This window comes from Sphingorhabdus sp. SMR4y (assembly GCF_002218195.1).
GTDB lineage: Bacteria > Pseudomonadota > Alphaproteobacteria > Sphingomonadales > Sphingomonadaceae > Parasphingorhabdus.
Genome location: NZ_CP022336.1, coordinates 1,972,525 through 1,998,594, shown reverse-complemented (window position 1 = coordinate 1,998,594; position 26,070 = coordinate 1,972,525). Strand labels below are relative to the sequence as shown.

The 26,070-nt window shown below is 57.1% G+C and carries 24 protein-coding genes; 16 read left to right on the top strand and 8 right to left on the bottom strand.

The window, feature by feature from the left end:
- Positions 1 to 6 precede the first annotated feature (6 nt).
- Positions 7 to 1,587, top strand: coding sequence for an aromatic ring-hydroxylating oxygenase subunit alpha (locus SPHFLASMR4Y_RS09540; RefSeq protein ID WP_145955513.1), 1,581 nt, complete (start codon positions 7 to 9; stop codon positions 1,585 to 1,587).
- Positions 1,536 to 2,000 carry a PaaI family thioesterase gene (locus SPHFLASMR4Y_RS09535; protein WP_145955512.1) on the top strand — a complete coding sequence of 155 codons (465 nt, stop codon included), beginning with the start codon at positions 1,536 to 1,538 and terminating at the stop codon, positions 1,998 to 2,000. Before SPHFLASMR4Y_RS09540 ends, SPHFLASMR4Y_RS09535 begins: the two co-directional genes overlap by 52 nt.
- Before the next feature lie 48 nt (positions 2,001 to 2,048).
- Here the strand turns inward: SPHFLASMR4Y_RS09535 and SPHFLASMR4Y_RS09530 are convergent, their stop codons facing one another.
- From SPHFLASMR4Y_RS09530 to SPHFLASMR4Y_RS09515, 4 genes are all read right to left on the bottom strand, one after another.
- Positions 2,049 to 2,864 (bottom strand): helix-turn-helix domain-containing protein, encoded by an 816-nt coding sequence (locus SPHFLASMR4Y_RS09530; RefSeq protein ID WP_089133332.1) that lies wholly within the window; start codon positions 2,862 to 2,864, stop codon positions 2,049 to 2,051.
- A 118-nt stretch (positions 2,865 to 2,982) separates the two neighbouring features.
- Positions 2,983 to 3,216, bottom strand: a complete 234-nt coding sequence (locus tag SPHFLASMR4Y_RS09525; RefSeq protein WP_089133331.1) for a biotin/lipoyl-containing protein — start codon at positions 3,214 to 3,216, stop codon at positions 2,983 to 2,985.
- A 6-nt stretch (positions 3,217 to 3,222) separates the two neighbouring features.
- Complete coding sequence (locus tag SPHFLASMR4Y_RS09520; protein ID WP_089133330.1) at positions 3,223 to 4,215, bottom strand: alpha-ketoacid dehydrogenase subunit beta; 993 nt, start codon at positions 4,213 to 4,215, stop codon at positions 3,223 to 3,225.
- Positions 4,212 to 5,195, bottom strand: coding sequence for a thiamine pyrophosphate-dependent dehydrogenase E1 component subunit alpha (locus tag SPHFLASMR4Y_RS09515; RefSeq protein WP_313906730.1), 984 nt, complete (start codon positions 5,193 to 5,195; stop codon positions 4,212 to 4,214). Before SPHFLASMR4Y_RS09515 ends, SPHFLASMR4Y_RS09520 begins: the two co-directional genes overlap by 4 nt.
- A gap of 298 nt (positions 5,196 to 5,493) precedes the next feature.
- Here SPHFLASMR4Y_RS09515 and SPHFLASMR4Y_RS09505 point away from each other — a divergent pair, with 298 nt between their 5' ends.
- From SPHFLASMR4Y_RS09505 to SPHFLASMR4Y_RS09495, 3 genes are all read left to right on the top strand, one after another.
- On the top strand, positions 5,494 to 6,495 hold the full coding sequence (locus SPHFLASMR4Y_RS09505; RefSeq protein WP_089133327.1) for an NADP-dependent oxidoreductase: 1,002 nt from the start codon (positions 5,494 to 5,496) through the stop codon (positions 6,493 to 6,495).
- 86 nt (positions 6,496 to 6,581) lie between these two features.
- Positions 6,582 to 7,793, top strand: a complete 1,212-nt coding sequence (locus SPHFLASMR4Y_RS09500) for an acyl-CoA dehydrogenase family protein (protein WP_089133326.1) — start codon at positions 6,582 to 6,584, stop codon at positions 7,791 to 7,793.
- 12 nt (positions 7,794 to 7,805) lie between these two features.
- Positions 7,806 to 8,945, top strand: coding sequence for an acyl-CoA dehydrogenase family protein (locus SPHFLASMR4Y_RS09495; RefSeq protein ID WP_089133325.1), 1,140 nt, complete (start codon positions 7,806 to 7,808; stop codon positions 8,943 to 8,945).
- Between the two features lie 16 nt (positions 8,946 to 8,961).
- On the opposite strand, the gene SPHFLASMR4Y_RS09490 is transcribed toward SPHFLASMR4Y_RS09495, so the two are convergent.
- Positions 8,962 to 9,342, bottom strand: coding sequence for a nuclear transport factor 2 family protein (locus tag SPHFLASMR4Y_RS09490; RefSeq protein WP_089133324.1), 381 nt, complete (start codon positions 9,340 to 9,342; stop codon positions 8,962 to 8,964).
- 84 nt (positions 9,343 to 9,426) lie between these two features.
- On the opposite strand from SPHFLASMR4Y_RS09490, the gene SPHFLASMR4Y_RS09485 reads away from it, so the two are divergent.
- From SPHFLASMR4Y_RS09485 to SPHFLASMR4Y_RS09460, 6 genes are all read left to right on the top strand, one after another.
- Positions 9,427 to 10,197: an SDR family NAD(P)-dependent oxidoreductase gene (locus tag SPHFLASMR4Y_RS09485; protein WP_089133323.1), complete on the top strand. Its 771-nt coding sequence runs from the start codon at positions 9,427 to 9,429 to the stop codon at positions 10,195 to 10,197.
- 82 nt (positions 10,198 to 10,279) lie between these two features.
- Positions 10,280 to 10,693, top strand: a complete 414-nt coding sequence (locus SPHFLASMR4Y_RS09480; protein WP_260806929.1) for a Zn-ribbon domain-containing OB-fold protein — start codon at positions 10,280 to 10,282, stop codon at positions 10,691 to 10,693.
- Complete coding sequence (locus SPHFLASMR4Y_RS09475; RefSeq protein WP_222102975.1) at positions 10,693 to 11,841, top strand: thiolase family protein; 1,149 nt, start codon at positions 10,693 to 10,695, stop codon at positions 11,839 to 11,841. The genes SPHFLASMR4Y_RS09480 and SPHFLASMR4Y_RS09475 overlap by 1 nt, the downstream gene beginning before the upstream one ends.
- An 8-nt stretch (positions 11,842 to 11,849) precedes the next feature.
- On the top strand, positions 11,850 to 13,025 hold the full coding sequence (locus tag SPHFLASMR4Y_RS09470; protein WP_089133320.1) for an acyl-CoA dehydrogenase family protein: 1,176 nt from the start codon (positions 11,850 to 11,852) through the stop codon (positions 13,023 to 13,025).
- A 3-nt stretch (positions 13,026 to 13,028) separates the two neighbouring features.
- Positions 13,029 to 14,051 (top strand): NADP-dependent oxidoreductase, encoded by a 1,023-nt coding sequence (locus SPHFLASMR4Y_RS09465; RefSeq protein WP_089133319.1) that lies wholly within the window; start codon positions 13,029 to 13,031, stop codon positions 14,049 to 14,051.
- A 14-nt stretch (positions 14,052 to 14,065) separates the two neighbouring features.
- Positions 14,066 to 14,458 (top strand): limonene-1,2-epoxide hydrolase family protein, encoded by a 393-nt coding sequence (locus SPHFLASMR4Y_RS09460; protein WP_089133318.1) that lies wholly within the window; start codon positions 14,066 to 14,068, stop codon positions 14,456 to 14,458.
- A gap of 2 nt (positions 14,459 to 14,460) precedes the next feature.
- On the opposite strand, the gene SPHFLASMR4Y_RS09455 is transcribed toward SPHFLASMR4Y_RS09460, so the two are convergent.
- A complete protein-coding gene (locus SPHFLASMR4Y_RS09455) occupies positions 14,461 to 15,222 on the bottom strand; it encodes an SDR family oxidoreductase (protein WP_089133317.1) in 762 nt (253 codons plus the stop codon).
- Positions 15,223 to 15,511: 289 nt separating this feature from the next.
- Here SPHFLASMR4Y_RS09455 and SPHFLASMR4Y_RS09450 point away from each other — a divergent pair, with 289 nt between their 5' ends.
- From SPHFLASMR4Y_RS09450 to SPHFLASMR4Y_RS09440, 3 genes are all read left to right on the top strand, one after another.
- On the top strand, positions 15,512 to 17,971 hold the full coding sequence (locus tag SPHFLASMR4Y_RS09450) for a TonB-dependent receptor (RefSeq protein WP_089133316.1): 2,460 nt from the start codon (positions 15,512 to 15,514) through the stop codon (positions 17,969 to 17,971).
- A 276-nt stretch (positions 17,972 to 18,247) separates the two neighbouring features.
- A complete protein-coding gene (locus SPHFLASMR4Y_RS09445; protein ID WP_186265908.1) occupies positions 18,248 to 20,644 on the top strand; it encodes a TonB-dependent receptor in 2,397 nt (798 codons plus the stop codon).
- A 148-nt stretch (positions 20,645 to 20,792) separates the two neighbouring features.
- Positions 20,793 to 21,584 carry an SDR family oxidoreductase gene (locus tag SPHFLASMR4Y_RS09440; RefSeq protein ID WP_089133314.1) on the top strand — a complete coding sequence of 264 codons (792 nt, stop codon included), beginning with the start codon at positions 20,793 to 20,795 and terminating at the stop codon, positions 21,582 to 21,584.
- Between the two features lies 1 nt (position 21,585).
- Here SPHFLASMR4Y_RS09440 and SPHFLASMR4Y_RS09435 read toward each other — a convergent pair whose 3' ends face one another.
- The gene (locus SPHFLASMR4Y_RS09435) at positions 21,586 to 21,939 is read right to left on the bottom strand and encodes a thiol-disulfide oxidoreductase DCC family protein (RefSeq protein ID WP_089133313.1); all 354 of its coding nucleotides are present in this window, start codon (positions 21,937 to 21,939) and stop codon (positions 21,586 to 21,588) included.
- Between the two features lie 117 nt (positions 21,940 to 22,056).
- Positions 22,057 to 24,573: a DNA topoisomerase (ATP-hydrolyzing) subunit B gene (gyrB, locus tag SPHFLASMR4Y_RS09430; RefSeq protein ID WP_222102920.1), complete on the bottom strand. Its 2,517-nt coding sequence runs from the start codon at positions 24,571 to 24,573 to the stop codon at positions 22,057 to 22,059.
- A 289-nt stretch (positions 24,574 to 24,862) separates the two neighbouring features.
- On the opposite strand from gyrB, the gene SPHFLASMR4Y_RS09425 reads away from it, so the two are divergent.
- Complete coding sequence (locus tag SPHFLASMR4Y_RS09425; RefSeq protein ID WP_089133312.1) at positions 24,863 to 25,264, top strand: PaaI family thioesterase; 402 nt, start codon at positions 24,863 to 24,865, stop codon at positions 25,262 to 25,264.
- Between the two features lie 166 nt (positions 25,265 to 25,430).
- Complete coding sequence (locus SPHFLASMR4Y_RS09420) at positions 25,431 to 25,961, top strand: hypothetical protein (RefSeq protein WP_089133311.1); 531 nt, start codon at positions 25,431 to 25,433, stop codon at positions 25,959 to 25,961.
- Positions 25,962 to 26,070 lie beyond the last annotated feature (109 nt).

Genomic DNA, 26,070 nt, shown 5'->3' with positions numbered 1-26,070 from the left:
GAGAAGATGATGGTTGAGACTTTAACCGGACATAATCGGTCCAACGGTATTTCCTACACGGAACTGCTGGAGGGTGACAAAGTCGCGCCGCCGGCTGTGTATCTCGAAGAATCTCCCATGGAGCCTGGTGTTACGACTGTCGAGGTCAGCCGTTACTGGTCCAAGGAAGAGCATGACCGCGAAGTCGAGCGGCTCTGGAAACGCGTCTGGCAGATGGCTTGCCACAAAGATGAAATCAAGAATGTCGGCGATACGTTCGTCTACGATATCGCCGAACTGTCCTTTCTGGTGGTCCGCGTTTCGGAAGACGAGATCAAGGCGTTCCCGAACAGCTGTATGCACCGTGGCCGAGCAATTTGCGACAATCACAAGAAAGGCCAGAAGGCGCTGCGCTGCCCGTTCCATGGCTGGTCCTGGGAATTGGACGGCAAGCTGAAAGAAGTGCCCTGCCAGTGGGATTTCCCGTCGGTCAGCGAAGAGACCCACAGTCTGAAGGAAATCAGCGTCGGTGAATGGGGCGGTTTTGTCTTCATCAACCCGGATCCGAATTGCGAGCCGCTGGAGGATTTTCTCGGCGACATTGATCGCCATTTCCAGATCCCTTTCGAGCGGCGCTACAAGGCGGCGCACATGATCAAGCGTCTGCCCTGCAACTGGAAGATCGCGCAGGAAGCGTTCATGGAATCCTACCATGTGGTCGGCACCCATCCCGAGCTGATGCCCGCCTTTGCCGATGCAAACAGCAAATATGACGTCTGGCACAATATGTCCCGCGCGATGTCAGCCCACGGTCAGCCGAGCCCGCATACCGGGCTGGTCAATCCCGACCCGACCGCTTTCCCAGACCAGAAGGCCTTCCAGAGTTTCATTCATCCGATCAGCAAGCACAAGTTCGAACGGATTGAGGAAAATCGCGTGAAAGTATCGCTGCCGAACGGCAAGAGCGGTATCTTTGATATGGAAGCCAATTATATTGAGGGTGATGTGACATCGGCCGATCCGCACATGTGCAACTGGATCGGCGGGAAGATCGCGCCTGCGGATGAAGATATGCCGATGGTCTATACCGACGAATCGGCCCACGCCCTGCGCGACCAGGCCGCCCAGGCGCGCCGCGAGGAAATGCGTCCAACATGGGGGGACATGGTCGACGAGATCAGCGACGCCGATCTGATGGACGCTATTTTCTACAGCGTATTCCCGAACATCAGCCCCTGGGCCGATTTCAATCCGATCTTCTACCGGTTCCGCCCGGATGGTGACAATCCGGAACAGTCGCTGCATGAAGTCATGTTCATGGTTGCGCTGCCCGAGGGTGCAGAGCGGCCGGAGCCGGCGAAATGCACCTTCCTCGATCTGGAAGACGACTATACGCAGGCGGCTGAATTCGGCAGCTATCTGAACAAGATTTTCAATCAGGATTATCTGAACCACAAGGCCATGCAGAAGGGTGTGAAGAGCCAGCCCGACGGCGTGTCGCTGTTCGCCCAATATCAGGAATCGAAGCTTCGCCATTTTCACGAGACGCTGAACCTGTGGCTGGATTCGGAAGAGCCTCCGAAAAGCCCGAAGCGGGCGGCTGCCTGACCTTGGGAGATAATGTCCCGGCCGGTTTTGAGCGGGCGAAGTTTTCGAACCCGTTTCTCGATATGGCCGGGCCCTATCATGTGCGGTCCGACGGCGATTGTATCGTCGTCGGGACGCGCATCCACGAGGGCCAGATCAACCATATCAATGTGGCGCATGGCGGTGTCCTCGGGACGCTCGCCGATGTTGCGCTGAGCCTGCAGGTCCATGAAGCCGAACGGCCCCGTCTGCCGGTTGCGACGATGAGCCTGAACACCAATTATCTGGCGGCGGCAAAGCTGGGGGATTGGGTCGAGGCTTATTGTACGATTGACCGCATGAGCAAGCGCACGGCCTATTGCAGTGGCCGGATTGTCTGCGGGGACACGGTGCTCATGACCATGACCGCAGTATTCGCGATCCTGCGCAAATAGCCGCACTGTCCCGCGCCAGATGCGGGGCGTGGTCTTCTGGCCGGTCGATCAGTCGGTGGCGCCAAGATATCCCAGCTGTCCGGCCTTGAAAATCGTCTGTCCGCGGTTGACGCTGTTCAATTTTTGTCCGGCGCGGTTGACGTGATAGCGGATGGTCGCATGGCTGAGTGACAGGATCATGCTGATTTCCTTGTCGGTCTTGCCGATTGCAGCCCAGTGCAGGCATTCGGCTTCCCGCTTCGACAGGATGCAATTGGCCGGCATCCGGTGCTTCTCTCGCATAGCCAGTACATAACCGGTGACAAAACGGCGAGTGATGATGCTGAAAAAATCGGAATAGAGCCGATAGGGTTCGGTAAGGTCCGACCTGTCATGGTCCAGAGGGGTGAAGCTGACCGCGGCTATCTGGCCGAACGGCAGGTGCACCGGGATGAGAATGGCAGATTTTGCCGAGGTGCCGCCCTGCGCATAGAAATCCTTCAGGTCGATCTTGTCGAGATATTCATTCGGCCAATGACCATGAAACCCGTCCCCATTGCACCAGACCGGCTCGCTTTCGTAGCGGCAAGCCCTGGGCAGCGGAGAGCTGAGCGCGAGGCGGGTGTCTTCCCACCAGCGTTCGCCTTCGGCGACCCAGCCGAAGACATCCTTGTTGATCAGATTGCCGTCTGCGTCGACCAGATGCGCCTTGGATGAAATATCGGCCGAAACCGCTATTCTGAATCCATAGGATTGTACGATCTTGTGGACGGCTTCGGCAGCAGGGCGAATTTCTGCCGGATTTGTGATGGTGACGCTGTCTACATCTTCCCGGAAACGTTTCCGCCCGATTTCGGGAATCTCGGCAATAAAATTGTCAGCCATCTGGCACTACTCCTTGCGACACATTATCTTATGCGCTGTCTGTCGCGTTGTTTGGTTTTGTAGTCAACCAAACATTCCTAACCATATTGATAGGAGGGGCAATGCCCGATGGTTTTTGCTATTCAATCGTGCCGATCAGTTCCCCGACAGGATATTCTTCGCCATCGGCCTGGATAAGAATTTTCAGCTTCCCGCTGGCGGGAGATTCGACTTCCTGAGTCGATTTCTCGTTTTCGAGCGCGTAGATTTCCTGTCCGGCGGTTACCTCTGCGCCATCTTCGACCAGCCATTCGGCGAGGATCCCGGATTCCATGCTGAAGCCCAATTTCGGTATTCTGATTTCAGTAGCCATTATTATTTATCCCAAGATTTTGTGCACTTCGCGTTCGATGTCGTCCTGGCTGAACAGCCAGGCTTTTTCGATCGCAGGAGAAAAAGGAACGGGCGCATAGCCGGAGCCGACGCGGCCAACGGGAGCTTTCAATTCGGAGAAGAGCTCTTCATGGATGCGCGAGGAAATTTCCGCGCCCACGCCGAAATTCCGGACCGCTTCGTGGACGACGACAGCAGCTTTCGTCTTAGCAACGCTTTTCAGCACCGTTTCTTCGTCAAATGGCGCGATGGTGCGCAGGTCGACGATTTCGCAGGAGATGCCACCTTCGGCGAGCTTCTCTGCCGCCGCGTGGCACCGGCTGATGCTGCTGCCATAACCGATTAGGGTGATATCCGTGCCTTCACGCGGTACGGATGCCTTGCCGAGGGGCACCGTGTGATCGGGTGCCGGGGCAGGGCCCTTGACGAAATAGCCGGGTGTATTCTCGATGAAGATCACCGGATTGGGGTCCATGATCGAGGAATAGAGCAGGCCATAGGCATCCGCCGGATTGGACGCGGCAACAACCTTCAGGCCAGGCACATGGGCGAGCCACGCCTCGAGCATGTCACTATGCTGTCCGCCAAGACCGGTGCCGGCACCGGTGGTGGTGCGGATGGTCAGCGGAACCGTGGTCTGTCCGCCAGACATGAAGCGCAGCTTGGCCGCGTGATTGACAATCTGGTCCATCGCCACGGTAATGAAGTTCATCAGCATGATCTCGGCGACCGGCTTGTAACCGACCATCGCGGAACCAACCGCGGCGCCGACAATTGCCTGTTCGGAAATCGGGGTCGAACGGACGCGGTCGGTGCCGAATTTTTCGGACAGGCCGAGCGTGACCTTGAATACGCCGCCGCCCTGTTCGTCGGCGATATCTTCGCCCATCAGAATGACTTTGGGATCGTCTTCCATCGCCTTGGCCATCGCCATATTGCAGGCCTGGGCGAACATGATTTCTTTTGGTTTCTCGCTCATGCTGCAATCTCCACGTCGAGTACATCGATGCGATATTCATCGCCCGGCGGATAAGGGGTGTCGAGCGCGAATTGTGACGCCTCTTCAATGATAGCCGCATTTTTTGCCTCGATCGCGGCAATATCGGCTTCGCTGATCTGCAGATCGAGCAACTGCTGGCGCAGGATCGGCATCGGATCGTCTTTCTTCGCCTGCTCCATTTCCTCTTTCGGGATATAATGGCTGGTATCGCCAAGCAGATGGCCGTGGAAACGGAAGGTCATCGCTTCGATCAGCGTGGGGCCATGGCCGGCGCGCGCATATTCGACCGCTTCTTTTGCGGCTGCATACATCGCGCTGGCATCATTGCCGTTCACTTGCACCGACCGCATGCCAAGGCCTTCGCCGCGTTGCTTGATCGAATCCGAGCTGGTGGCAAAAGCCATCGGCGTATGTTCGGAATAAAGATTGTTCTGGCACAGGAAGATTACCGGAAGCTTCCAGATCTGGGCCATGTTGAGCCCCTCGTGGAAAGCACCGATATTGGTAGCACCGTCGCCGAAGCAGCAGACGGTCACTTTGCCATCCTTGTCGAGCTGGCTGGCGAGGCCGAGGCCATTGGCAATGGGAATGCCCGAGCCGACGATGCCAGTGGTGACCATCACCCCGGTTTCCGGGTGCGTGATATGCATTGGTCCGCCCTTGCCTTTGCAAGTGCCGGCCATCTTGCCGGCAAATTCGGCCCAGAGATCCTTGGAAGGAATGCCCTTTGCGAGCTGGTCATGCAGGCCGCGATAAATCGTGACCAGATAATCCTCCTTGTTCACCGCTGCCATCATCGCCGAGGACACGACTTCCTGTCCGCGCACGGGATAATAGACGATTTGCAACTGACCCGCTCCAATCATCTGCCGGAACTTGATGTCCGACTGCATGATCAGGTCGGCGCGGGTGAAAATATCGATGAGGACGTCTTTGTCCGCCATGTCACTATTGGCCAAGGCTTTGCTCCTTTGTAATGCAGCCCTCTGGAGGGGGCGCTTTCTCTTAAAAAACTTCATAGCGCTAGCGGCCCGGCCCGCCACTATTGTTATAGGGAGTGAGCCGCGCTCGTGCGGCTGGAAGCTCGGGTATTCGTGCATTGTTCTCTATGGCCGAAAAGTGCCAATTTGACCCGAAAAATCTTTCCGTCACCGGCAGCTGGCGGTGGTTTTAACCGGTCAGCTATCAAAGCTGGCAGTTCGGTTGGTCAAGAGAATCCGTCTAACAGGTTTCGAAATCTTCCAATGGAGAGAAAAGATGACCGACAATAGGCAGTGGCTGATCAATGGACGTCCCAAAGGACGCGGCCTCGTGGATGATGATTTCAAGAAAGTCGTCACCGAAGTACCGGAATGTGCAGAGGGCCATGTGCTGGTAAAGACGGAAATTCTCGGCTTCGATCCCGCACAAAAGGGGTGGATGGAAAATATCGGCGGATATGTCGCGCCCACGGAAATTGGTGAAGTCATGCGCGGGTCCGGTGTCGGTACGGTCGTCGAATCGCGTTACCCGGGGCTTTCCGCTGGAGACAAGGTATTGGGCATGCTGCGCTGGCAGGACTATGCGCACGTGCCCGGCGGTGAATTGAAAAAGGTTCCTGATGACGACTTGCTCGCAGCCAATCTCGGCGCGCTGGGCACGACCGGCATGACGGCCTATTTCGGCCTGCTGAAGCACGGCCGGCCCCAGCCCGGAGACACGGTTGTTGTGTCGGGCGCGGCTGGCGCGACCGGATCCATGGTCGGGCAGATTGCCAAGATTGCCGGCTGTCGCACGATCGGGATCGCTGGCGGCGAAGAAAAGTGCAACTGGCTGACCGAAGAGGTCGGCTATGATGTGGCGATTGACTATAAGAATGATGATGTCCGGGCGAAGTTGAAGGAACATTGTGCCCAGTCCATCAATGTCTTTTACGACAATGTCGGGGGCAAGATCCTGAATGATGCGCTTGCTCATATTGCGATGCATGCCCGGGTTGCGATCTGTGGCGGTATCTCCCGCTACGAGCAGGGCGATATGCCGGCGGGTCCTGAAAATTACTTCAACCTGATCTTTAAGCGGGCAAGCATGTCGGGCTTTATTGTGTCCGATTATGCCAGCGAATTCCCCGAAGCGCAAAAGCGCATGCGGCAGTGGATCAAGGAAGGCAGAATAACCTTCAAAGAAGATATCCAGGAAGGATTCGATAATATTCCCTCGACATTGAAGCGTTTGTTTGCGGGGCAGAATTTCGGCAAGCAAATGCTGCGTCTGGACTGATGGTGAGGGTGGTATCGCTAACTAAAAGCGCAGTGCCCGCATCATGCCGGCTGACTTATGACATGGTTGTCAGGAAGGGTTAGGTCATGAGCGATCTTGAAAATTTCCGCATGGAAGTGCGGACATGGCTGGAAGAAAACTGTCCCGAGGAAATGCGCGACGGGGATATTACTGCCGAGAATCAATGCTGGGGCGGCCGTCAATGGGAGTTTCAGTCCGAGGCGCAGAAAATTTGGTTCGAGCGGGCTTTGGCCAAGGGCTATACGGTGCCTACCTGGCCCAAGGAATATGGCGGTGCCGGACTGTCAGCCGATGAAGCCAAGATCCTCGACGAAGAACGCCAGGCGATCAATGCCCGCAAGCCGCTGAGCAATTTTGGCATATCGATGCTTGGCCCCGCTTTGCTGGCCTTTGGTACGCACGAGCAGAAGGCGCAGCATCTGACCGCAATTGCGCGGGGCGAAATTCGCTGGTGCCAGGGCTATTCCGAGCCCGGTGCCGGATCGGACCTCGCATCCCTGAAGACCAAATGTGAAGACAAGGGTGATCATTGGCTGATCAACGGTCAGAAAATCTGGACTTCCAATGCCGATATCTCTGACTGGATATTCTGTCTGGTGCGGACCGATTTTGATGCGCCCAAGCACAAGGGTATTACCTTCATCCTGATGGATATGGCCAGCGAGGGCATCAGCGTGAAGCCGATCGTTCTCATTTCCGGACATTCGCCCTTTTGCGAGACATTTTTCGACAATGTCAAAGTGCCGAAAAATTATGGCGAGAATAACGCCTCTGTCGTCGGCGAGGTCAATCGCGGCTGGGATGTAGCGAAGAACCTGCTGGTACACGAGCGCGGTATGCTCGGTACGATGTCGCCGCTTCGCGGCACCAGCGGGCCGGAGAGCCTCGGGAAGTTTGCGGCCGAGAAAATCGGTCTGGATGCGTGCGGACGTCTGGATGATCCCGCGCTGCGGCAGAATATTGCGCAAGCGGAGCTTGATGACTGGGCCTATAATCTGACGGTGGAACGGCTCACGGACGAAGCCAATGCGGGCAATGGGCTGGGCGCCAAATCCTCGATGCTCAAATATGTGGCTTCTGAGCTTACAAAGCGCGGTACCGAATTGCGCATGGATATCGAAGGCACGACAGCGGCTGCCATCGGTGAAGATGGAATCGAATATGGCAGTCTGGCCAATAACTGGCTCTACAATCGGGCCTATTCGATCCTTGGCGGCACCACCGAAGTTCAATTTAATATCATTTCCAAGCGCGTCTTGGGATTGCCGAGTCAATAAGGCGAATTTGACATGCCGTTAATACTGAATGAAGAGCAAGAAATGCTGCAGGATGCAGCGAACGGTTTTCTGGCCGAAAAGGCCCCTGTGGCTGCTTTCCGCAAGGTCCGCGACAACAAGCCCGCGGACGGCTTTTGCCGGGAACTCTGGTCCGAGATGGCAGAGATGGGCTGGGCCGGCATCATCGTCGAGGAAGAGCATGGCGGCAGCGGCTTCGGTTATGTCGGCGCCGGCGTGCTGGCCGAGCAGATGGGGCGCAATCTGACCGCGTCGCCCTTTTTCTCCACTTCCGTCCTGGGTGCTACCGCGATCCAGCAATATGGTTCGGAGAAGCAGAAAGAGGAAAATCTGGCGGCCATCAGCAGCGGCGAGAAGCTCTATGCTTTGGCCGTGGATGAAGGTCCCCGGCATAATCCCAGCCGAATTGCTTTTTCCGCCAAACCGTCGGGCAACGGCTTCACTCTCTCTGGAACGAAGACTTTTGTCGCCGACGGCCATGTTGCAGACAAGCTGATCATCGCTGCCCGCACTTCGGGGGAGCAAGGCGAACCGCATGGTATCACCCTGTTTCTGGTGGATGCCAATGCGCCGGAAATTACGCGCGAGCACACACCGATGGTCGACAGCCGCAATGCCGCCGATATTTCGGTCGACGGTCTGGAGGTTACCGGCGACGATATATTGGGAGAACTGGACGGCGGCTATGGTGCGCTGGAAGGCATATTGTCGGCCGGCCGGGCCGTGCTGAGCGCCGAGATGTCCGGTTCTGCGCAGCAGGTGTTCGGGGTTACCACTGACTATCTCAAGGAGCGCGAGCAATTCGGCCAGAAAATCGGTTCTTTCCAGGGGCTGCAGCATCGCGCCGCCCACCTGGCAACCGAGATCGAGATGATGAAGTCGGCGGTGCTGAAATCGCTGAAAGACCTCGATCAGGATTTTGACAATGCCGGCATGACCTGTTCACTGGCCAAGGCCAAGACCGGGCAGGTCGCGCAGCTTGCAACCAAGGAAGCCATCCAGATGCACGGCGGGATCGGCGTGACCGACGAATATGATGTCGGGCTTTATTTCAAGCGGGTCCATGTCGCGCAGCAAATGTTCGGCGACGCCGGATTTCACACTGACCGCTGGGCAAAAAATTCCGGCTACTGATCGTTTGCGGAAAGGGCTAGGCGCCCTTTACCGTCACGTTGGCAGGTCCGAAATGCGCCGTCATCTTGTTCACCTTGCCGTCGGCATCAAACTCGAAAATGTCGATGACTTCCACGACCAGAACCTGTCCGCCTTGCTGATTGATCTCGGCGCGAAACGGAAAGGCTGCCGCTTTTTCCGAAATCCGGACGGGACCGGTCAGTTCGACTTTCGCGCCGCCGGCAAAGGCATTGGTATAAAATTGCAGGATGTCATCACCGCGCTTGGGTTCGGTGCCCGCCGGGTCTTCGACGGCCGCATCATCGGCGTAAATCGTCATGACCGCCTGCATGTCGCCATCATTGATTGCGGCCAGATACTGGTCGACAATTTGCTTCATATATTCCGGTGTCAGCATCAAGCATCCTTTCGCTTTATATATCGCCGGAACTAGAGTGCCGGGGCGGGAGAAGCCTCTGCTGAATTTGATAGGGAGAATAATATGTCGGGTCAATTGGAAGGCAAGGTAGCGATCGTCACCGGCGGTGCATCGGGTATCGGGGCAGCGACCGTCGAACGCTTTGTCGAAGAGGGGGCCAAGGTTCTTTCAACCGACGTGGAGGAAGCCTTGGGTCAGCAGGTGGCCGACGAGGCCGGTGCCCTGTTCATGGCGCAGGATGTAAGCGACGCCCAATCCTGGGACGCGGTGATGGCCAAAGCGCAAGGCGAATTTGGACGACTGGATATACTGGTCAACAATGCAGGGATCGTGATCGGCAAGAACATCGAGGATGTGGACCTCGACAGCTGGTATAATTTGCTGGGTATCAATCTGACCGGCGTGATGCTGGGGTGCCAGAAGGCGATTGCCGTGATGAAGGTCAACCCTGGCGGGTCCAGCGGTTCGATCATCAACATTGCTTCGACCAGCGCCTTCGCTGCGCTGCCCGGCGACGTAACCTATACGGCGTCGAAAAGCGCGGTGCGCATGCTGTCCAAATCGGTGGCGGTGCATTGCGCGCAGAGCGGCTTGAATATCCGCTGCAACAATCTGGTACCCGGAGCGACGCACACCGGCATCATCGATACTGCAGCAAAGAGCGTTCCGGGCATGGTCGAAATGGCGGCGGCCATGTCGCCCTTGAACCGGATCGGGCAGGGCAGCGATCTGGCGGCCGCCGCCGTATATCTGGCAAGCGACGACAGCAGTTTCGTGACCGGCAGCGATCTGCTCGTCGACGGCGGTATGCTGGCGGTGCATCCGGGCTATTGACGCCCTCTTATCCTAGCCGTTTTGGCAGTTATTTGTTGCCGGCTTTCCCCCTTATAGGACTCGCATAAAAGGAGAGATCTTCGTGAGTGCACAACCGATTGCTGACAATCTGTTTACCGATGACATGAGCGCCCTTTTGGGAGCGCGCAACAGGGAAACCGGACAGATATTCTTTCCGCTGCCATTGACTCCTGCTGACAATATCGAGCCGGTGGCGCTTGGTACACGCGGGACCGTCTGGACATATACGGTCCAGCGCTTTCCGCCCAAGCCCCCCTATATCGGGCCGACCGATCCGGAGAAATTCAAGCCCTATGCCGTTGCCTATGTCAGTTTGCCGGGGCAGACGATGGTGGAATCGCGGCTGACCGGCATTGATCCGGACGACGTTAAAATCGGCATGGAGGTTGAATTCACGGTGATCCCGCTCGACCCCGATGCGCCAGCGGAGGAGCAGAAGCTCATCCATGCCTTCAAACCTGTTCAGGGAGAATAATCATGTCAGACGTTTGTATCGTAGGAGCAGGTATTCACCCGTTCGGCCGCACCGAAGGGCGCGACGGCATGGATCAGGGTATCTTCGCGGTCCGGCAAGCGCTTGCCGACAGCGGCATCGAATGGAAGGATGTCCAGTTCGCCTTTGGCGGTTCGGCCGCTTCGGGAAGTGCGGACAATATGGTATCGCAACTCGGCCTGACCGGTATCCAGTTCATCAACGTCTCCAATGGTTGTGCAACCGGCGGATCGGCGCTCAACGCTGCGGTAAGCGCGATCAAGTCGGGCGAATATGAAATGGGCATGGCGGTCGGTTTCGACAAGCATCCGCGCGGCGCCTTCAACGCCGACCCGTCCGCCTACGGCCTGCCCAACTGGTACGGTGAAGCCGGCTATATGTTGACCGTGCAGTTTTTCGGCGCGAAGATCATGCGCTATCTGCACGAACATAATATCAGCCGGGAAACACTGGGGCGGGTTGCCGAAAAGGCATTTCGCAACGGCGTGAAAACCGATCACGCCTGGCGGCGGAGCGAGGTCGATCTGGAAACGATCATGAACGCGCCGATGATCTGCGATCCGCTCACGAAATATATGTTCTGTTCCCCTGCCGAGGGAGCCGTGGCGCTCATCCTGGCCAGCGAGAAAAAGGCGAGGGAACTGGGCGTTCCGATCATCCGTCTGAAATCTTCGGTGATGCGGACGCGGCCTCCCGGTTCGTTTGAGGTGTTCGCGGCATCGATTGACAATGAACGGGGTGGAACAGCAACCGAAATCGCCTCCCAGGCCGCCTTCGAGCAAGCTGGCATGGGGCCGGAAGATATCGATATCGCGCAGTTGCAGGACACGGAATCCGGTGCGGAAATCATGCATATGGCGGAGAATGGTTTTTGCAAACCCGGCGAGCAGGAGCAATGGCTGCTCGAAGGGCGCAGCGATATTACCGGTGAGCTGCCGATCAATACGGACGGCGGTTGTCTGGCCTGTGGTGAACCGATCGGTGCATCCGGTCTGCGTCAGGTTTACGAGAATGTTGTGCAATTGCGCGGCACGGCAGGTGCGCGGCAAGTGCCGGGCGATCCCAGGACGGCCTATACGCAAGTCTATGGCGCGCCGGGCGTATCTGCCGTAACGATTCTCCAGAGATAGGAGTTTCAATGACCAAGAATATCAGCGCGGAAGCGCAAGACCTGGCTGAACGGGTGGAGACATTCGTTCGCGACAAGATTTTTGCCTATGAAAAGGACGAACGCTGCGAAGATCATGGGCCAACCGATGGTCTGGTCCAGGAAATGCGCGCATTGGCCAAGGAAGCCGGTGTCCTGACGCCGCATATCCGGGAAGATGGCAGTCATCTGACCCATCTGGAAACGGCGCTGGTTTTGCGCAAGTCCGGATTGTCACCATTGGGACCGCTGGCGGTGAACACGTTCGCGCCCGATGAAGGCAATATGTATCTGCTCGGCAAATGCGCTTCACCGGAACAGAAGGAGCGGTTTCTCGAGCCGCTCGTATCCGGACGGGAACGTTCGGCGTTTTTCATGACCGAACCGGCCAGCGAAAATGGCGCCGGTTCCGATCCGATGATGATGCAGACAACGGCAAAGCAGGACGGCAATCACTGGGTCATCAACGGGCGCAAGACCTTCATCACCGGTGCGAAAGGTGCCAAAGTCGGGATCGTCATGGCGAAATCCGACGAAGGCGCGACCATGTTTCTGGTCGATCTGCCGGACCCCGCGATCAAGATCGAGCGGGTGCTGGACACGATCGACAGTTCGATGCCGGGTAGCCACTCCGTCGTGCAAATCGACAATCTTCGCGTGCCGGCCGACCAGATGCTCGGCGAAAGCGGCGAAGGTTTCAAATATGCGCAGGTCCGTCTGGCACCGGCGCGTCTGACCCATTGCATGCGCTGGCTGGGAAGTTGTGACCGGGCGCAGGAAATCGCGATTGATTATACCTGCAAACGACAGGCTTTCGGGAAACCGCTGATCGACCATGAAGGCGTCGGCTTCATGCTGGCGCAGAACCAGATCGATTTGAAGCAGGCCGAACTGATGATCGACTGGTGTGCTTCGGTTCTGGATACCGGAGCGCTGGGAACGACCGAAAGCTCGATGGCCAAGGTTGCTGTATCTGAGGCGCTGTTCCGGATCGCCGATAATTGCGTGCAGGTCATGGGCGGCACTGGTCTCAGCAAGGATACAGTGGTCGAGCAGGTATTCCGCGAAGTGCGCGCTTTCCGCGTCTATGATGGGCCGACCGAGGTGCACAAATGGTCGCTCGCCAAGAAAATCAAGAAATCTCACAAAATTGCCAATGAAGGATAATTCATGACCAAGAACCGCAAATTCACGCTTGTCAGTCGCCCGGTGGGTGAGCCCAAGGAAAGCGATTTTGCGCTGGTCGAGGAAGAGCTGCCGGAACTCGCCGATGGCTCGTTCCTGGTGCGCAATCATTATATCTCCCTTGACCCCGCCCAGCGCGGCTGGATGAGTGACGCCGAAAGCTACATGCCGCCGATCGCTCTCGGCGCTGCGGTCACGGCCAGCACCGTTGGCCGGGTTGCCGAGTCCAAGAATCCCGATTTCCCGGTCGGGCAGTGGGTTGTCGGCCTGGGTGCAATGGAAGAATATTCCGTCGTTGAAGCCGGCGGTTTTACCTCGCCAGTCGATGCTTCGCTGGTTCCTTCGCCGACCAATTTTCTGTCGGTTCTCGGTGCCGTCGGGATGACCGCCTATTTTGGCATGATCGACGATGGCAAGCCCAAGGAAGGCGACACCTTGCTGGTCACGGGCGCCGCCGGTGCGGTCGGTTCGCTGGTCGGCCAGATTGGCAAGATCAAGGGTTGCCGCGTCATCGGCATCGCGGGTGGCGCGGAAAAATGCGCCCGGCTGACCGATGATTATGGTTTTGACGCGGCAATTGATTATCGCGGCAAGAGCCAGGCCGATCTGGAAAAGGAAATTGCAGCGGCTGCTCCCGATGGTGTCGACATCATCTGGGAAAATGTCGGCGGCGAGATTCTGGACGCCGGCATTACCGCGATCAACGAATATGGCCGCGTCGTACTGTGCGGCCTGATCAGCGAATATAACAGCCCCGAACCGGTGGGCATACGCAATCTCTGGTATCTGATTTCGCGCCAGGCGACAATCAAAGGCTTTCTGGTTCGCGATTATCCGCCCCGTTTCGCCGAAGGCATTGCCGACATGGGCAAATGGCTGGCCGAGGGCAAGATCAAGCATGATGAGGATATCGATAAGGGAATCGAGAACAGCTATGCTGCATTTATGAAGCTGTTCTCCGGTGCCAATCAGGGCAAGATGATCCTCGACGTTTCGCCGGAAGAATAGAAGGGAATTTCACCATGTCCGACAGCAAGCAACAGGTTCTCGACTTTATCGAAGCCTGGAACCGGCTGGATTATGACGCGATCTATGCGGCGATGGCAGACGATATTTTCTATCATAATATCCCGATGGAACCATGCGTCGGGATCGACGCGGTCCGGGCCTTTTTCGAGGGATCAGGCATGGGCTCGGATGGCGCGGAATGGATCGTCCATCATATTGTCGCCGAAGGTGACACGGTTCTCACCGAGCGGACTGACAAGTTCCGGATCAACGGACAGTGGATCGCGATCCGCGTCATGGGGACGTTTGAAATGCGCGAAGGCAAGATCGCCAAGTGGCGCGACTATTTCGATCTTGCGGAATTCCAGAATCAGATGGCGGCCGCAATGGGTGCAGCCGCCTCCTGAGATCAGGCGGGTTTGTACAGCACGCCGTTGTCGACCGGATATTCGCCGGCGGTCATGAAGCGCGATTCATCGCTGGCCAGATAGACGCACAAATTTGCGACATCATTCGGGTGACCCAGGTCGCCGATTTTTATCATCCCTATTGCCGGTGTTTCACCGCCGGATGCGCCGACCGCTTCCTGTCGCACCATCGGGGTGTCGATCCCGGCGGGATGGAGGCTGTTGCAGCGGATCGGGTAATCCTGTTCCTTGCAGTGCAGCGCCACCGACTTTGTCATGGAGCGCACGCCCCCCTTGGCGGCGCTATAGGCGACAAATGGCGAATAGCCCTGGAGGGCCGCCATCGAACTGAGATTGATGATCGAGCTTGGCTGGTCGTTGGATTTCATCGCTCTGACCGCAGCGCGGCAGCCCAGAAACACACCGTCGAGCATGACGGCATTCTGTTTGCGGAACAATTCCAGCGAACAATCCTCGATCGTGCCGGGAATGACCAGGCCAGCATTGTTCACCAGAATATGAGGCGTGCCGAACGTGTCGGCGGTTGCCGCGAATATTTCGTCCCAGCGCGTTTCATCGACAACATCCTGTTCCAAGGCGATGGCAGGGGATCCGATCGTTTCGGCGGCATTTGTAGCAGCCTCGATATCAATATCGGTCAATACGACTTGCGCGCCTTCAGCGGCAAATGCTTCGCTGATCGCTTTGCCGAGGCCGGAGCCGGCTCCGGTGACAATAGCGATTTTTCCCTTGAGGCGGCCCATCAGTCAATCTCCCGTTCTGAAAAGTGGCATTATATTCGATCAATAGGCGTCGAGCGCTCGCCCAGCGCAATCCCTAATATCGTTAGCGTCTTCGTTGACGCCGTTACCGATTGCTGATGCAGGACGTCTATTTGTTGCGTGAACAGCACAGTTTTCAGCATTTGCTATCAATTTGGTTAGCAGAGCGATCTGAAACGCAGGCTTAAGATGATCCTACAATAGGCGGGTAAACCGCCAAAATTGATAGAACGGCATTGGTCGCAAAGGCCGAGCCATTTGGGAGAGAGCAATGACCAGATATGCACCACGCCACAAAACCATCCTGAAAAGCAGAGCGATCAGATCGCTCTTGCTGGGCTCTGCTGCAGCGACCGCTTGCGTCGGGCTTGCAGCACCGGCATCGGCACAGGATTCCGACGAGATTGACGAGTCCTCGGTGATCACCGTTATTGCCCGTAAGCAGACGGAGACCTTGCAGGAAGTCCCGGTGACCGTGACCGCGATTGGCAGCGATACGCTGGAAAAATATCAGGTCAATGAAATCGCCGACGTGGTAAGCCGCGTGCCCGCGCTCAATGTGCAGGTTGGTGGCTCCGGTTCGGGTGGCCAGATCAGCCTGCGCGGCGTCGGTTCCTCCAATATCTCGGCATCATTTGACTCGGCGGTCGCTTTCGATTTCGACGGCGTTCAGGTCAGCACCATGCGGATGGTTCAGGCGGGTTTCTTCGACGTCCAGCAGATCGACGTTCTCAAGGGGCCGCAATCGCTGTTCTTCGGCAAGAGTGCCTCGGCCGGTGTATTCGCGGTTCGGTCTGCCGACCCTACTTCGGTCTGGGAAGTGGCCGGCAAGGCATCCTACGAATTCGAGGAAAAAGCCTATACGATCGGCGGACATATTTCCGGTCCCGTCACCGATACGCTGGGTATCCGTGTGGCAGCGCAATATCAGGATATCGAGGATTATGTGAAGCTTGCGCCGGGCACGGCGGCCTTCAATCCGGATGGCAGTGTTCGGGATTCGCGCGGACTGCAGAGTTTTGTCAGTCGTGTGACCCTGCAATGGGATCCGCTGGACAATTTCAGCGCCAATCTGAAGCTGAACTATGTCAAAAACGAAAATGACGGCGCGGTTGGCCATTCCGATATCAACTGCGGTGCCAATGGCGTGGCAGATCCTGTCTATCTGCTCTCCGGCGGTCTGGTCATTCCGTCCAATGCCGACTGTAACGATAGCGACGGTCTCTACCATCACTCCGACGGTGCTGCTGCCTTGACCGGTCAGCTTCCCGACGGCTCGGCAGGAAAGCCGCGCTTTGAAAATGGCGTGCCTTATGGTGAAACCGAAATCTTCTTCGGACGGCTGAAGTGGGATCTGGATCTCTCCGACACGCTGACCTTGTCATCGGTGTCCGGCTATCTCAGCCTCGATGCGGTCGATACCGATTGCTATGCCTATGTCGGTCAATTTTCTCCGACCGTTCCCGCCAATGCAGGCTGTAGCGATCCGCAGAACAAGACCGAGCAATATACGCAAGAGCTGCGTATCTCGAGTGACTTTGACGGTATGTTCAACTTCATGGTCGGGGCGTTTTACGAAGATCGCAACATCGATTTCAACACCTCGCAACAGGGGGTCAACATTTCCTTCGTCGGACCCGATCCGGTGACCGGAAATACCTATGACTGGTTCAAGAAGCAGAATACCAAGACGGAAGCCTTGTCATTGTTCGCCAGCGCGACCCTGGACCTGACGGACCAGCTCGAGTTGTCAGGCGGTGTGCGCTGGACCGACGAGAAGAAAGTCTCGCGGATCAGCGTTCCTTATGTTCATACATTCCTGTCAGCGACGCCCGCCTTCATAAGCAGCGGTTTCTTTTCCGGACCGATCACTTTCAAGGACTCCAACTTCTCGCCGGAAGTCTCGATCAAATATCAGGCAACGCCGGACATTAATATCTACGGTGCCTTCAAGACAGGCTTCAAGTCCGGGGGTATCGACAATAGTGCGTTGCCTTCGAACAGCCTGCTGGGCTTCAATGATCCGGATCCAGCCGTCCGCCAGGCGGTCGCCGATGCGCTGAAATTCAAGTCCGAGACGGGGCTGGGGGGCGAAGTCGGCGTCAAGGCGCAATTTGCAGACCGGACTGTGACCTTGAATACCTCGGTCTTCTATTATGTGTTTGACGACCTGCAGGTGCAGAATTTCGATGCCGCCACGGTCCAGTTCCAGACCTTCAATGCCAGTCAGCTGACGAGCAAGGGTGTGGATGTCGAATGGGGATGGCGGACACCGGTCGAGGGTCTGAATCTCTCCGGTTCGCTTGCCTATACGGACGCCAAGTTCAGCGCTCCCTTCGTGACGACATCGGGTGAGGATATCGATGGACGCAGGGCTGCGCGCGCTCCCAAATTTGCTGCCAACGCGGCCTTCGACTGGTCGATTCCGATGGGAGATTCGCTCGAACTCGGACTGAACGGCAACCTCCAGTATAGCGGATCCTATTTCACCAACGAGGATTCCGTCTCGGATCTCAAGCAGGACAGCTATGTCTCGATCGACGGGTCGATCTCGGTTGGCGATCCCGACGGCAAATGGAAATTGTCGCTGGTTGGCGTCAACCTGACCGACGAAATCTGGATCAATACCAGTGGCGGGCGTCCGTTCCTCGAGCCGGGTGTTGGCGACGATCTCGTCGTTACGCAAAATCGTGGCCGTCAGGTCTTTGTGGAGGCCGCCTTCAAGTTCTAACCGTCTTTCCATTTGATCAAAACGGGCCGGGGCAGCGCAAGCTGACTCCGGCCTGTCATTTTTGGTGATGCTCAAGTTCACCAGATAGCGAAAGTGACAGTAGCAGGCTCCAACGGACCTGTTACTCGCTTGCAATCAAGGCGGCAGATAAAAAGCCGCCAAGTTTGGATATACCTCAGGTTCAGAACTGAGGTATTTTTTTTGGAGGTTCTTATGAGTTCACAATCGACACGTCTTGATACAATATTGCCCCGCAATTCCGTCCGGGGGCTGCTGATGGGTTCTGCAGCGAGTCTGGCTTTTGCCGGTATCGCAGCGCCAGCCTATGCACAGGACGCTGTCGAATATGATGATAGCAATGTCATCACCGTGGTTGCCCGTAAGCAGACCGAAACTTTGCAGGAAGTGCCGGTAACGGTTACCGCCATCGGCGGCGACACGCTGGAAAAATTCCAGGTCAATGAAATCGCTGACGTGGTGAGCCGTGTGCCCGCGCTCAATGTGCAGGTCGGCGGTTCCGGTTCTGGCGGCCAGATCAGCCTGCGCGGTGTCGGATCGTCCAATATTTCGGCAGCCTTCGACTCCGCAGTTGCTTTCGATTTCGACGGTGTTCAGGTGAGCACGATGCGGATTGTTCAGGCCGGCTTCTTTGACGTCCAGCAGATTGACGTCCTGAAAGGACCGCAGTCACTGTTCTTCGGCAAAAGCGCGTCCGGCGGTGTCTTTGCCATCCGTTCCGCAAACCCGACCCGGGATTGGGAAATGGCCGGCAAAGCTTCCTATGAATTTGAAGAAAATGGCTACACCATCGGTGGACATATTTCCGGTCCACTTACCGATACGCTCGGCATCCGTGTTGCCGCACAATATCAGGATATCGATGATTATGTGAAGCTTGCGCCCGGTACGCCAGCTTTCAACCCAGATGGCAGTGTCCGCGATTCCCGTGGCATCAGCAGTTTCATCAGCCGTGTGACCCTGCAGTGGGATCCGGTTGACAATTTCAATGCCAACTTGAAGCTGAACTATGTCAAGAACAAGAGCGACGGGGCCATTGGCCATACCGACGTAAACTGTGGTGCCAACGGCGTGGCGGATCCGGTCTATCTGCTTTCCGGCGGTCTGGTTATTCCATCCAACGCCGATTGTAACGACCGTGACGGCCTGTATCACACGTCCGACGGTGCAGCGGCTCTGGTCGGCAATGTTCCCGACGGATCGGGCGGCGACACGCGCTTTGAAAATGGTGTGCCTTATGGCGAAACCGACATTTTCTTCGGCCGCCTGAAGTGGGACCTGGGTCTTTCCGATTATCTGACCCTGTCATCGGTTTCCGGCTATCTCAGCCTCGATGCGATCGATACCGATTGCTATGCCTATGTTGGTGAAATCGCACCGGGCGTTCCTGGCAATGCTGGCTGTAGTGATCCGGTCAACAAGACCGAGCAATTCACCCAGGAACTTCGCGTTACCAGTGATTTCGACGGCATGTTCAATTTCATGGTCGGTGCGTTTTATGAATCGCGCGATATCGATTTCAACACCTCGCAGCAGGGCGTGAACATTTCTTTCCTCGGCGCTGATCCGGTTACAGGCTATACCTATGACTGGTACAAGAAGCAGAACACCAAGACCGAAGCGCTTTCGTTTTTCGCCAGCGCGACACTGGACCTGACGGAACAGTTGCAGATTTCCGGTGGTGTGCGCTGGACAGACGAGAACAAGACCAGCCGGATTTCGGTGCCTTATGTTCACACCTTCCTGTCGTCCGGACCGGCGTTCATTCCGAGCGGCTTTTTCTCCGGACCGATTAATTTCAGCGATGACAATTTCTCGCCTGAACTGTCCATCCGTTATCAGGCAACGCCGGATATCAATATTTACGGCGCCTTCAAAACCGGCTTCAAATCCGGCGGCATCGACAATAGCGCTCTGCCATCCTCCAGCTTGCTGGGCTTCAATGATCCGGACCCGGCCACACGCGCGGCTGTTGCCGATGCATTGAAATTCAAGTCGGAAACCGGTCTCGGTGGTGAAGTCGGCGTCAAGGCACAATTTGCCGATCGCACGCTGACATTGAACACTTCGGTCTTCTATTATGTATTTGATGATCTTCAGGTGCAGAATTTCGATGCCGCTGCGGTTCAGTTCCAGACCTTCAACGCCAGCCAGCTGACCAGCCAGGGCGTGGATGTCGAATGGGGATGGCGTACGCCGGTCGAGGGCCTGAACCTTTCCGGTTCGATCGCCTATACCGACGCCGAATTTACCGCTCCGTTCGTGACAACGTCGGGAGAGGATATCAACGGCCGGGCAGCTGCACGCGCGCCCAAGTTTGCCGCCAATGCTGCGTTTGACTGGACCGTTCCCATGGGAGACGCGTTCGAACTGGGATTGAACGGAAACCTGCAATATAGCGGATCCTACTTCACCAACGAGGATTCGGTGACCGACCTGAAGCAGGACAGCTATGTGTCCATCGACGGCTCGATCTCGGTCGGCGATCCCGATGGCAAATGGAAATTGTCGCTGGTCGGCGTCAACCTGACCGACGAAATCTGGATCAACACCAGCAGCGGACGTCCGTTCCTCGAACCGGGCGTGGGTGACGATCTCGTGGTGACCCAGAATCGTGGCCGCCAGGTATTCGTGGAAGCTGCCTTCAAATTCTAATCAACTCCCGTTGATTAATCTGGGCCGGGTTGACGCGAGTCGATCCGGCCTTTTTTTGTCCAAGGCAATAGCCATTGTGAGAGTAGTGCCGGATGTTTGGACGGCTAATATGGCGCAACGCATAACAACTGAATTGGAGGAGCAAATAATGGGACGTCTTGAAGGTAAAAAAGCGGTGGTGCTGGGTGCCGCTGGTCGGGACAATATGGGGCAGGTAATTGCCAAGCGGTTTCGCGATGAAGGCGCTGACGTGCTGGTGGCAGGGCGCAAGGAAGACGAACTGAAACGGTTTTCCGAAGAGCTTGGCGGCCATTATGCACTTTGCGATCTTACCAAGGAATCGGATATCAAGGCTCTGGCCGATAGCGCAAAAAGCAAAATGGGCGGTGTTGATATCGCGGTCAATGCAACCGGTCTGGGTTTCCTCAAGCCGTTTCTGGAAAATACCAAGGAAGAGCTGGAAACGATGTCAGCGCTGCAGCTGGTCGGACCGTTCCAATTCTATCAGGAAATGATCAAGGCGATGGGCGACGGCGGATCGCTGATCCAGATCAGTTCGGCCACGGCGACGATCATGCTCAATGATCATGCCGCCTATATGGGTACCAAGGCAGCGACAGACCATATTATCCGCTGCGTGGCGCATGAATTTGGTGAGCAGGGCATCAGGGCCAACAGCATCTCTCCGGGGCTTACCCGGACCCCAATGACCGCCGGTGTCGATCAGGTGCCGGGGCTGGTTGAATCATTCGAGGCGCGTTATCCGCTTGGCCGGATCGGCACCAGCGAGGATATCGCAGCTGCTGCCGTATTCCTGGCCAGCGACGAATGTTTCATGACCGGCGAGAATTTGCAGGTCAACGGCGGGCTTTGCCTGCGCGGAAATCCAACCCGCAAGGATCAGGAACTGATGATGGGTGCTGTCGCCGCCGCTTCCTGACCTAGTCTATCGGCTTGAGCCGCTTCTGGATGTGGGGCCGGATTTTGAGGAACTGAACGTACAGGGCTTCGAGAACCGGCAACGCACCCGGAAGACGGGCGAGCTGGCCAATGGGCCGTAGCAGCGGAATGGCTCGCCACATGGCGGCAAAAGCCGCCGCGCCCGTCAATATTTTTCCGTTTTCCGAAGCGTGAAACCGGTCGAGCATCAATTGCCGGTCGATCGGGCAGGATGCGCTGGCAGTGGAAATATCCGTGAATGTGATAGCGCTGCGGCTGTCGAGCCTGCGCATCAGGGCGATTTCCCGGACGCACAGCGGGCATGCACCATCATACCAGACGGTCACGCGGCTCATTGATCTGTCTCGTCATCGCAATCGTGCTTCATGCCTGCCTCGCTGTCATTGCAGCTGACAGTTAGCGGACGGACTCGTCCTCTCCTATATGGCCAAAAGGCCTATGGGCAGCAGCGACTAGATATCGAGATTGGCAACGTTCAGCGCGTTATCGACGATGAACTCACGCCGTGGTTCGACGACTTCGCCCATCAATTTGGTGAAGATATCATCGGTCACGTCAGCCTGTTCGACCGTCACCTGCAATAGCGAACGTACTTCCGGATCAAGTGTGGTTTCCCAAAGCTGTTCGGCATTCATCTCGCCCAGCCCCTTGTAGCGGGAAATGGCAAGGCCCTTGCGGCCTGCGGCCATGACCGTTTCCAGCAGCTCGGAGGGCCGCGTGATGAGAGTTCCTTCGGATCCGATGTCAGCATCCTCGCCATTTTCTGCGTCGCCGGTCGCCGATTTGATCAACCGGCTGCTGCTGCCGTAGGTCGCGGTTTCTTCCGACGCGAGCAGGTGCAGCTTGCGGGCTTCGGCGCTTTCGAGAAACTTCGCCTCGATGATATGATGATCGGTGACGCCGCGCCAGAAACGCTGGAACAGATAGCCGCCTTCTTCGGATACCTGGCCTGACCAGCGACCTTCCTCGTCCACCTTGTCCATCCAAGCGGCGGTCGCGTCGACTGCGGCCTGCCGTTCGGTTTGTCCATGATCGGGGTTGAGAGCACCTGTGAGCGCCATTCCCTCGACAATGGTGCTGTCATAGCGCCGCGGCACGTAGGTCATCAGGCTGCGCATTCTGCGCGCATGCTCGATAAGACCGCGCAGGTCATCGCCGCTGCGCGCACCTTCGGCGGTATGCAGGACCATGTTGCTCAGTCCGGCCTCGACCAGATATTGATCCAGTGCGTTGTCGTCCTTGAGATAGACTTCGCTCTTGCCCTTGCCGACCTTGTAGAGCGGAGGCTGGGCGATATAGAGATGGCCGCCAAGGATGATCTCCGGCATCTGGCGGTAGAAGAAGGTCAGCAGCAAGGTACGGATGTGCGCGCCGTCGACGTCGGCATCGGTCATGATGACGATCTTGTGATAGCGCAGCTTTTCGAGATTGAAATCCTCGCGGCCGATGCCCGTGCCCATGGCCTGGATCAGCGTGCCGACTTCCTTGGACGAGAGCATCCGGTCGAAGCGGGCGCGCTCGACATTGAGGATCTTGCCCTTGAGCGGCAGGATCGCCTGATACATGCTGTCGCGGCCCTGTTTGGCGGAACCGCCAGCGGAATCCCCTTCCACCAGGAAGAGTTCGCATTTGCTCGCGTCTTTCTCGCGGCAATCGGCCAGCTTTCCGGGCAACGAGGCGATATCCATCGCGCCCTTGCGCCGGGTCAGTTCGCGCGCCTTTTTCGCGGCTTCGCGGGCGGCTGCGGCGTCGATTACCTTCTGGATGACCATCGCGGCATTTTGCGGATTTTCCTCGAGCCACTCGGCCAGCTTGTCGGCCATCAGGCTTTCCAGTGGCTGCCGGACTTCCGAGGAAACCAGCTTGTCCTTGGTCTGTGAGCTGAACTTCGGATCGGGCAATTTGACCGACACGATCGCGGACAGGCCTTCGCGCATGTCGTCGCCGGTCAGCTTGACCTTCTCTTTCTTCAGCGCGCCGGAGCTTTCGGCATAATTGTTGAGCGTCCGGGTCAGTGCCGAGCGGAAGGCTGCCAGATGGGTACCGCCATCGCGTTGCGGAATATTGTTGGTGAAGCAGAGGACATTTTCATAATAGCTGTCATTCCACTCCAGCGCGACGTCGATGATGACATCGTCGCGGTCGCCGTGAATGGCAATCGGTTCCGGCACCAGCGGCGTCTTGTTGCGGTCGAGAAACTGCACGAAAGCGGCGATTCCGCCTTCATAATAGAGGTCGATTTCTTTCGCCTCCTCGTGCCTTTCGTCGCGCAGAATGATATGCACGCCGCTGTTCAGGAATGCGAGTTCGCGGTAGCGGTGCTCCAGCTTTTCGAAGTCGAATTCGGTGATCTTGAACGTTGCGGGAGAAGGGAAAAAGGTGACTTTCGTACCTTTTTTGACGCCCGTTTCATTATCTGCGGGCGGCGCATCGCCGGTCACTTTCAGCGGCCGCACCGCATCGCCGAATTCGAAGCGCATATTATGCGCCTTGCCATCGCGCCAGATATCCAGCTCCAGCCATTCGGACAGGGCGTTGACCACCGAGACGCCGACGCCATGCAGGCCGCCGGAGACCTTGTAGGCATTGTCGTCGGAAGTATTCTCGAACTTGCCGCCGGCGTGGAGCTGGGTCATGATGACCTCGGCCGCCGACACGCCTTCCTCGCTGTGCATTCCCGTGGGAATGCCGCGACCATTATCCTCGACCGAGACGCTGCCGTCGGCGTTGAGGGTGATCAGGATCAGGTCGCAATGGCCGGCGAGAGCCTCGTCGATCGCGTTATCCGATACTTCGAACACCATGTGGTGCAGGCCGCTGCCGTCATCGGTGTCACCGATATACATGCCCGGCCGCTTGCGTACCGCGTCCAGGCCCTTGAGAACCTTGATGGAATCGGCGCCATATTCGTTCTGATTGGAAGATTTGGAAGCATCTTCCGCTATTTCGTTCTTGCTAATGTCACTCATGCCGCAACCATAGCCGCTGGAGCCGTCAAACCCAAAGGAAAATATGGGATTTCCCTATATTAAAACCCTTGTAACTCAGTAGGGTATATTGTTTTCGGATTGTCAGGGCCATTCTTGCGCGAAGCCGTCATTATTAAAATGAATAGGGGGCGAAAATAGCCGGTAGAATCGCGGCTCCGGCGCCACCGGAATAAGCACTTCTTCCCGCTCCGCCTTTGTGCAAAACATGCCATATCTTGTCATTTTTGCGCGAGAATGCGCCAGAAATGAACCAAAAAGGACCCGAGATATGACCAATCCCGCCGATATGGTGCCCTTTGCCAAAACCATGGGAATCACCATCACCGCGATCGACAAGGACAAGGTGCGGGGCGAGATGCTGGTGCGGCCGGAGCTCTGTACTGCCGGCAACGGGCGCGGCAGTCCCAGTATCCACGGCGGCGCGGTGATGACCTTTGCCGATGTACTCGGCGCATTCGGCGGTTTTGCCAATCTGCCTGAGGGGTCGAACGGCACCACGACTTCGGAAAGCAAGACCAATTTCCTGAACGCGGCGCCGGAGGGCAGCACGGTTTACGGCGAGGCGACGCCGTTCAAGGTGGGCCGGCGCCAGTCGGTCTGGCAAACCAAGATCACTCTCGAGGACGGCACCCTGGTCGCGGTGGTGACGCAGACCCAGATCGTGCTGTGAGGCTTGATCCGTTCGGGACGAGCGTGGCGAAGCACCTTTGCGTTCTCCAGTGTCCTTCGACAGGCTCAGGACGAACGGCAGGATGGGAGTCGAATAGCCTCGGCCCTCGCCGGCGCAAATATTCGCAGCTTCCCAAGGACCCTGCTTTTGCGCTAGACCTCTTGGCATGATCCGAAAAATCCTGACCATTTCTGCACTGTCACTGGCGACCCTTGCCTGTTCCGAGACCACCCGGGTGGAAGATGACCTGTCCGAAGCGCAGACCGATCTCGTTAATCCGACGGGTCGCGAGGCGCGGCAGGGTGCGGATCCGGCAGAAAAGCCGGTGCGCATCGGCGAAGGCGGGCCGCGTTTTGACGCCTGTCAGGCGGTGGGACGGGTGCAGGGTCTGCGCGGCGGCACGCTTCCGGTGCGGATCGCCCCGTTTGATGCGGCGAAACAGAAAGCTGAAATCGGCGAAGGCCAGCAATTGTGGATCTGCACCCGCAGCCACGACCAGCAATGGTTCGGCATCGTCTATGATGACGGCGTGGCAGAGAGCATCGACGACACTGAAGCAAACGGCTCAGCCCCCGCAGCCAGCAATGGGTCCGTCGACTGCGGCGTATCCTCTCCGGTGCGCGCCAAGCGCAATTATGACGGCCCGTGCAAGAGCGGCTGGGTCGAGAGCACTTATGTCAAGCTGGTGGCGGGCTAGTTTCTCGCAGACACTGGCTTTCCAGAATGACCGCAACGGTCAATCGGCGGAGATGGCTGAATAACCAAAATTCTGCTATTTTGGTGGCGGACGAGATGAAGTGTTTCTC

Bases quoted from the DNA above. Each gene is read 5' to 3' on its own strand.
- SPHFLASMR4Y_RS09435 (WP_089133313.1), bottom strand. From the start codon at position 21,939: ATGAGCCGCGTGACCGTCTGGTATGATGGTGCATGCCCGCTGTGCGTC.
- SPHFLASMR4Y_RS09455 (WP_089133317.1), bottom strand. From the start codon at position 15,222: ATGGGCCGCCTCAAGGGAAAAATCGCTATTGTCACCGGAGCCGGCTCC.
- gyrB (WP_222102920.1), bottom strand. From the start codon at position 24,573: ATGAGTGACATTAGCAAGAACGAAATAGCGGAAGATGCTTCCAAATCT.
- SPHFLASMR4Y_RS09505 (WP_089133327.1), top strand. From the start codon at position 5,494: ATGACCGACAATAGGCAGTGGCTGATCAATGGACGTCCCAAAGGACGC.
- SPHFLASMR4Y_RS09450 (WP_089133316.1), top strand. From the start codon at position 15,512: ATGACCAGATATGCACCACGCCACAAAACCATCCTGAAAAGCAGAGCG.
- SPHFLASMR4Y_RS09420 (WP_089133311.1), top strand. From the start codon at position 25,431: ATGATCCGAAAAATCCTGACCATTTCTGCACTGTCACTGGCGACCCTT.
- SPHFLASMR4Y_RS09495 (WP_089133325.1), top strand. From the start codon at position 7,806: ATGCCGTTAATACTGAATGAAGAGCAAGAAATGCTGCAGGATGCAGCG.
- SPHFLASMR4Y_RS09500 (WP_089133326.1), top strand. From the start codon at position 6,582: ATGAGCGATCTTGAAAATTTCCGCATGGAAGTGCGGACATGGCTGGAA.
- SPHFLASMR4Y_RS09520 (WP_089133330.1), bottom strand. From the start codon at position 4,215: ATGAGCGAGAAACCAAAAGAAATCATGTTCGCCCAGGCCTGCAATATG.
- SPHFLASMR4Y_RS09530 (WP_089133332.1), bottom strand. From the start codon at position 2,864: ATGGCTGACAATTTTATTGCCGAGATTCCCGAAATCGGGCGGAAACGT.
- SPHFLASMR4Y_RS09465 (WP_089133319.1), top strand. From the start codon at position 13,029: ATGACCAAGAACCGCAAATTCACGCTTGTCAGTCGCCCGGTGGGTGAG.
- SPHFLASMR4Y_RS09525 (WP_089133331.1), bottom strand. From the start codon at position 3,216: ATGGCTACTGAAATCAGAATACCGAAATTGGGCTTCAGCATGGAATCC.
- SPHFLASMR4Y_RS09440 (WP_089133314.1), top strand. From the start codon at position 20,793: ATGGGACGTCTTGAAGGTAAAAAAGCGGTGGTGCTGGGTGCCGCTGGT.
- SPHFLASMR4Y_RS09485 (WP_089133323.1), top strand. From the start codon at position 9,427: ATGTCGGGTCAATTGGAAGGCAAGGTAGCGATCGTCACCGGCGGTGCA.
- SPHFLASMR4Y_RS09490 (WP_089133324.1), bottom strand. From the start codon at position 9,342: ATGCTGACACCGGAATATATGAAGCAAATTGTCGACCAGTATCTGGCC.
- SPHFLASMR4Y_RS09445 (WP_186265908.1), top strand. From the start codon at position 18,248: ATGGGTTCTGCAGCGAGTCTGGCTTTTGCCGGTATCGCAGCGCCAGCC.
- SPHFLASMR4Y_RS09460 (WP_089133318.1), top strand. From the start codon at position 14,066: ATGTCCGACAGCAAGCAACAGGTTCTCGACTTTATCGAAGCCTGGAAC.
- SPHFLASMR4Y_RS09425 (WP_089133312.1), top strand. From the start codon at position 24,863: ATGACCAATCCCGCCGATATGGTGCCCTTTGCCAAAACCATGGGAATC.
- SPHFLASMR4Y_RS09470 (WP_089133320.1), top strand. From the start codon at position 11,850: ATGACCAAGAATATCAGCGCGGAAGCGCAAGACCTGGCTGAACGGGTG.
- SPHFLASMR4Y_RS09540 (WP_145955513.1), top strand. From the start codon at position 7: ATGATGGTTGAGACTTTAACCGGACATAATCGGTCCAACGGTATTTCC.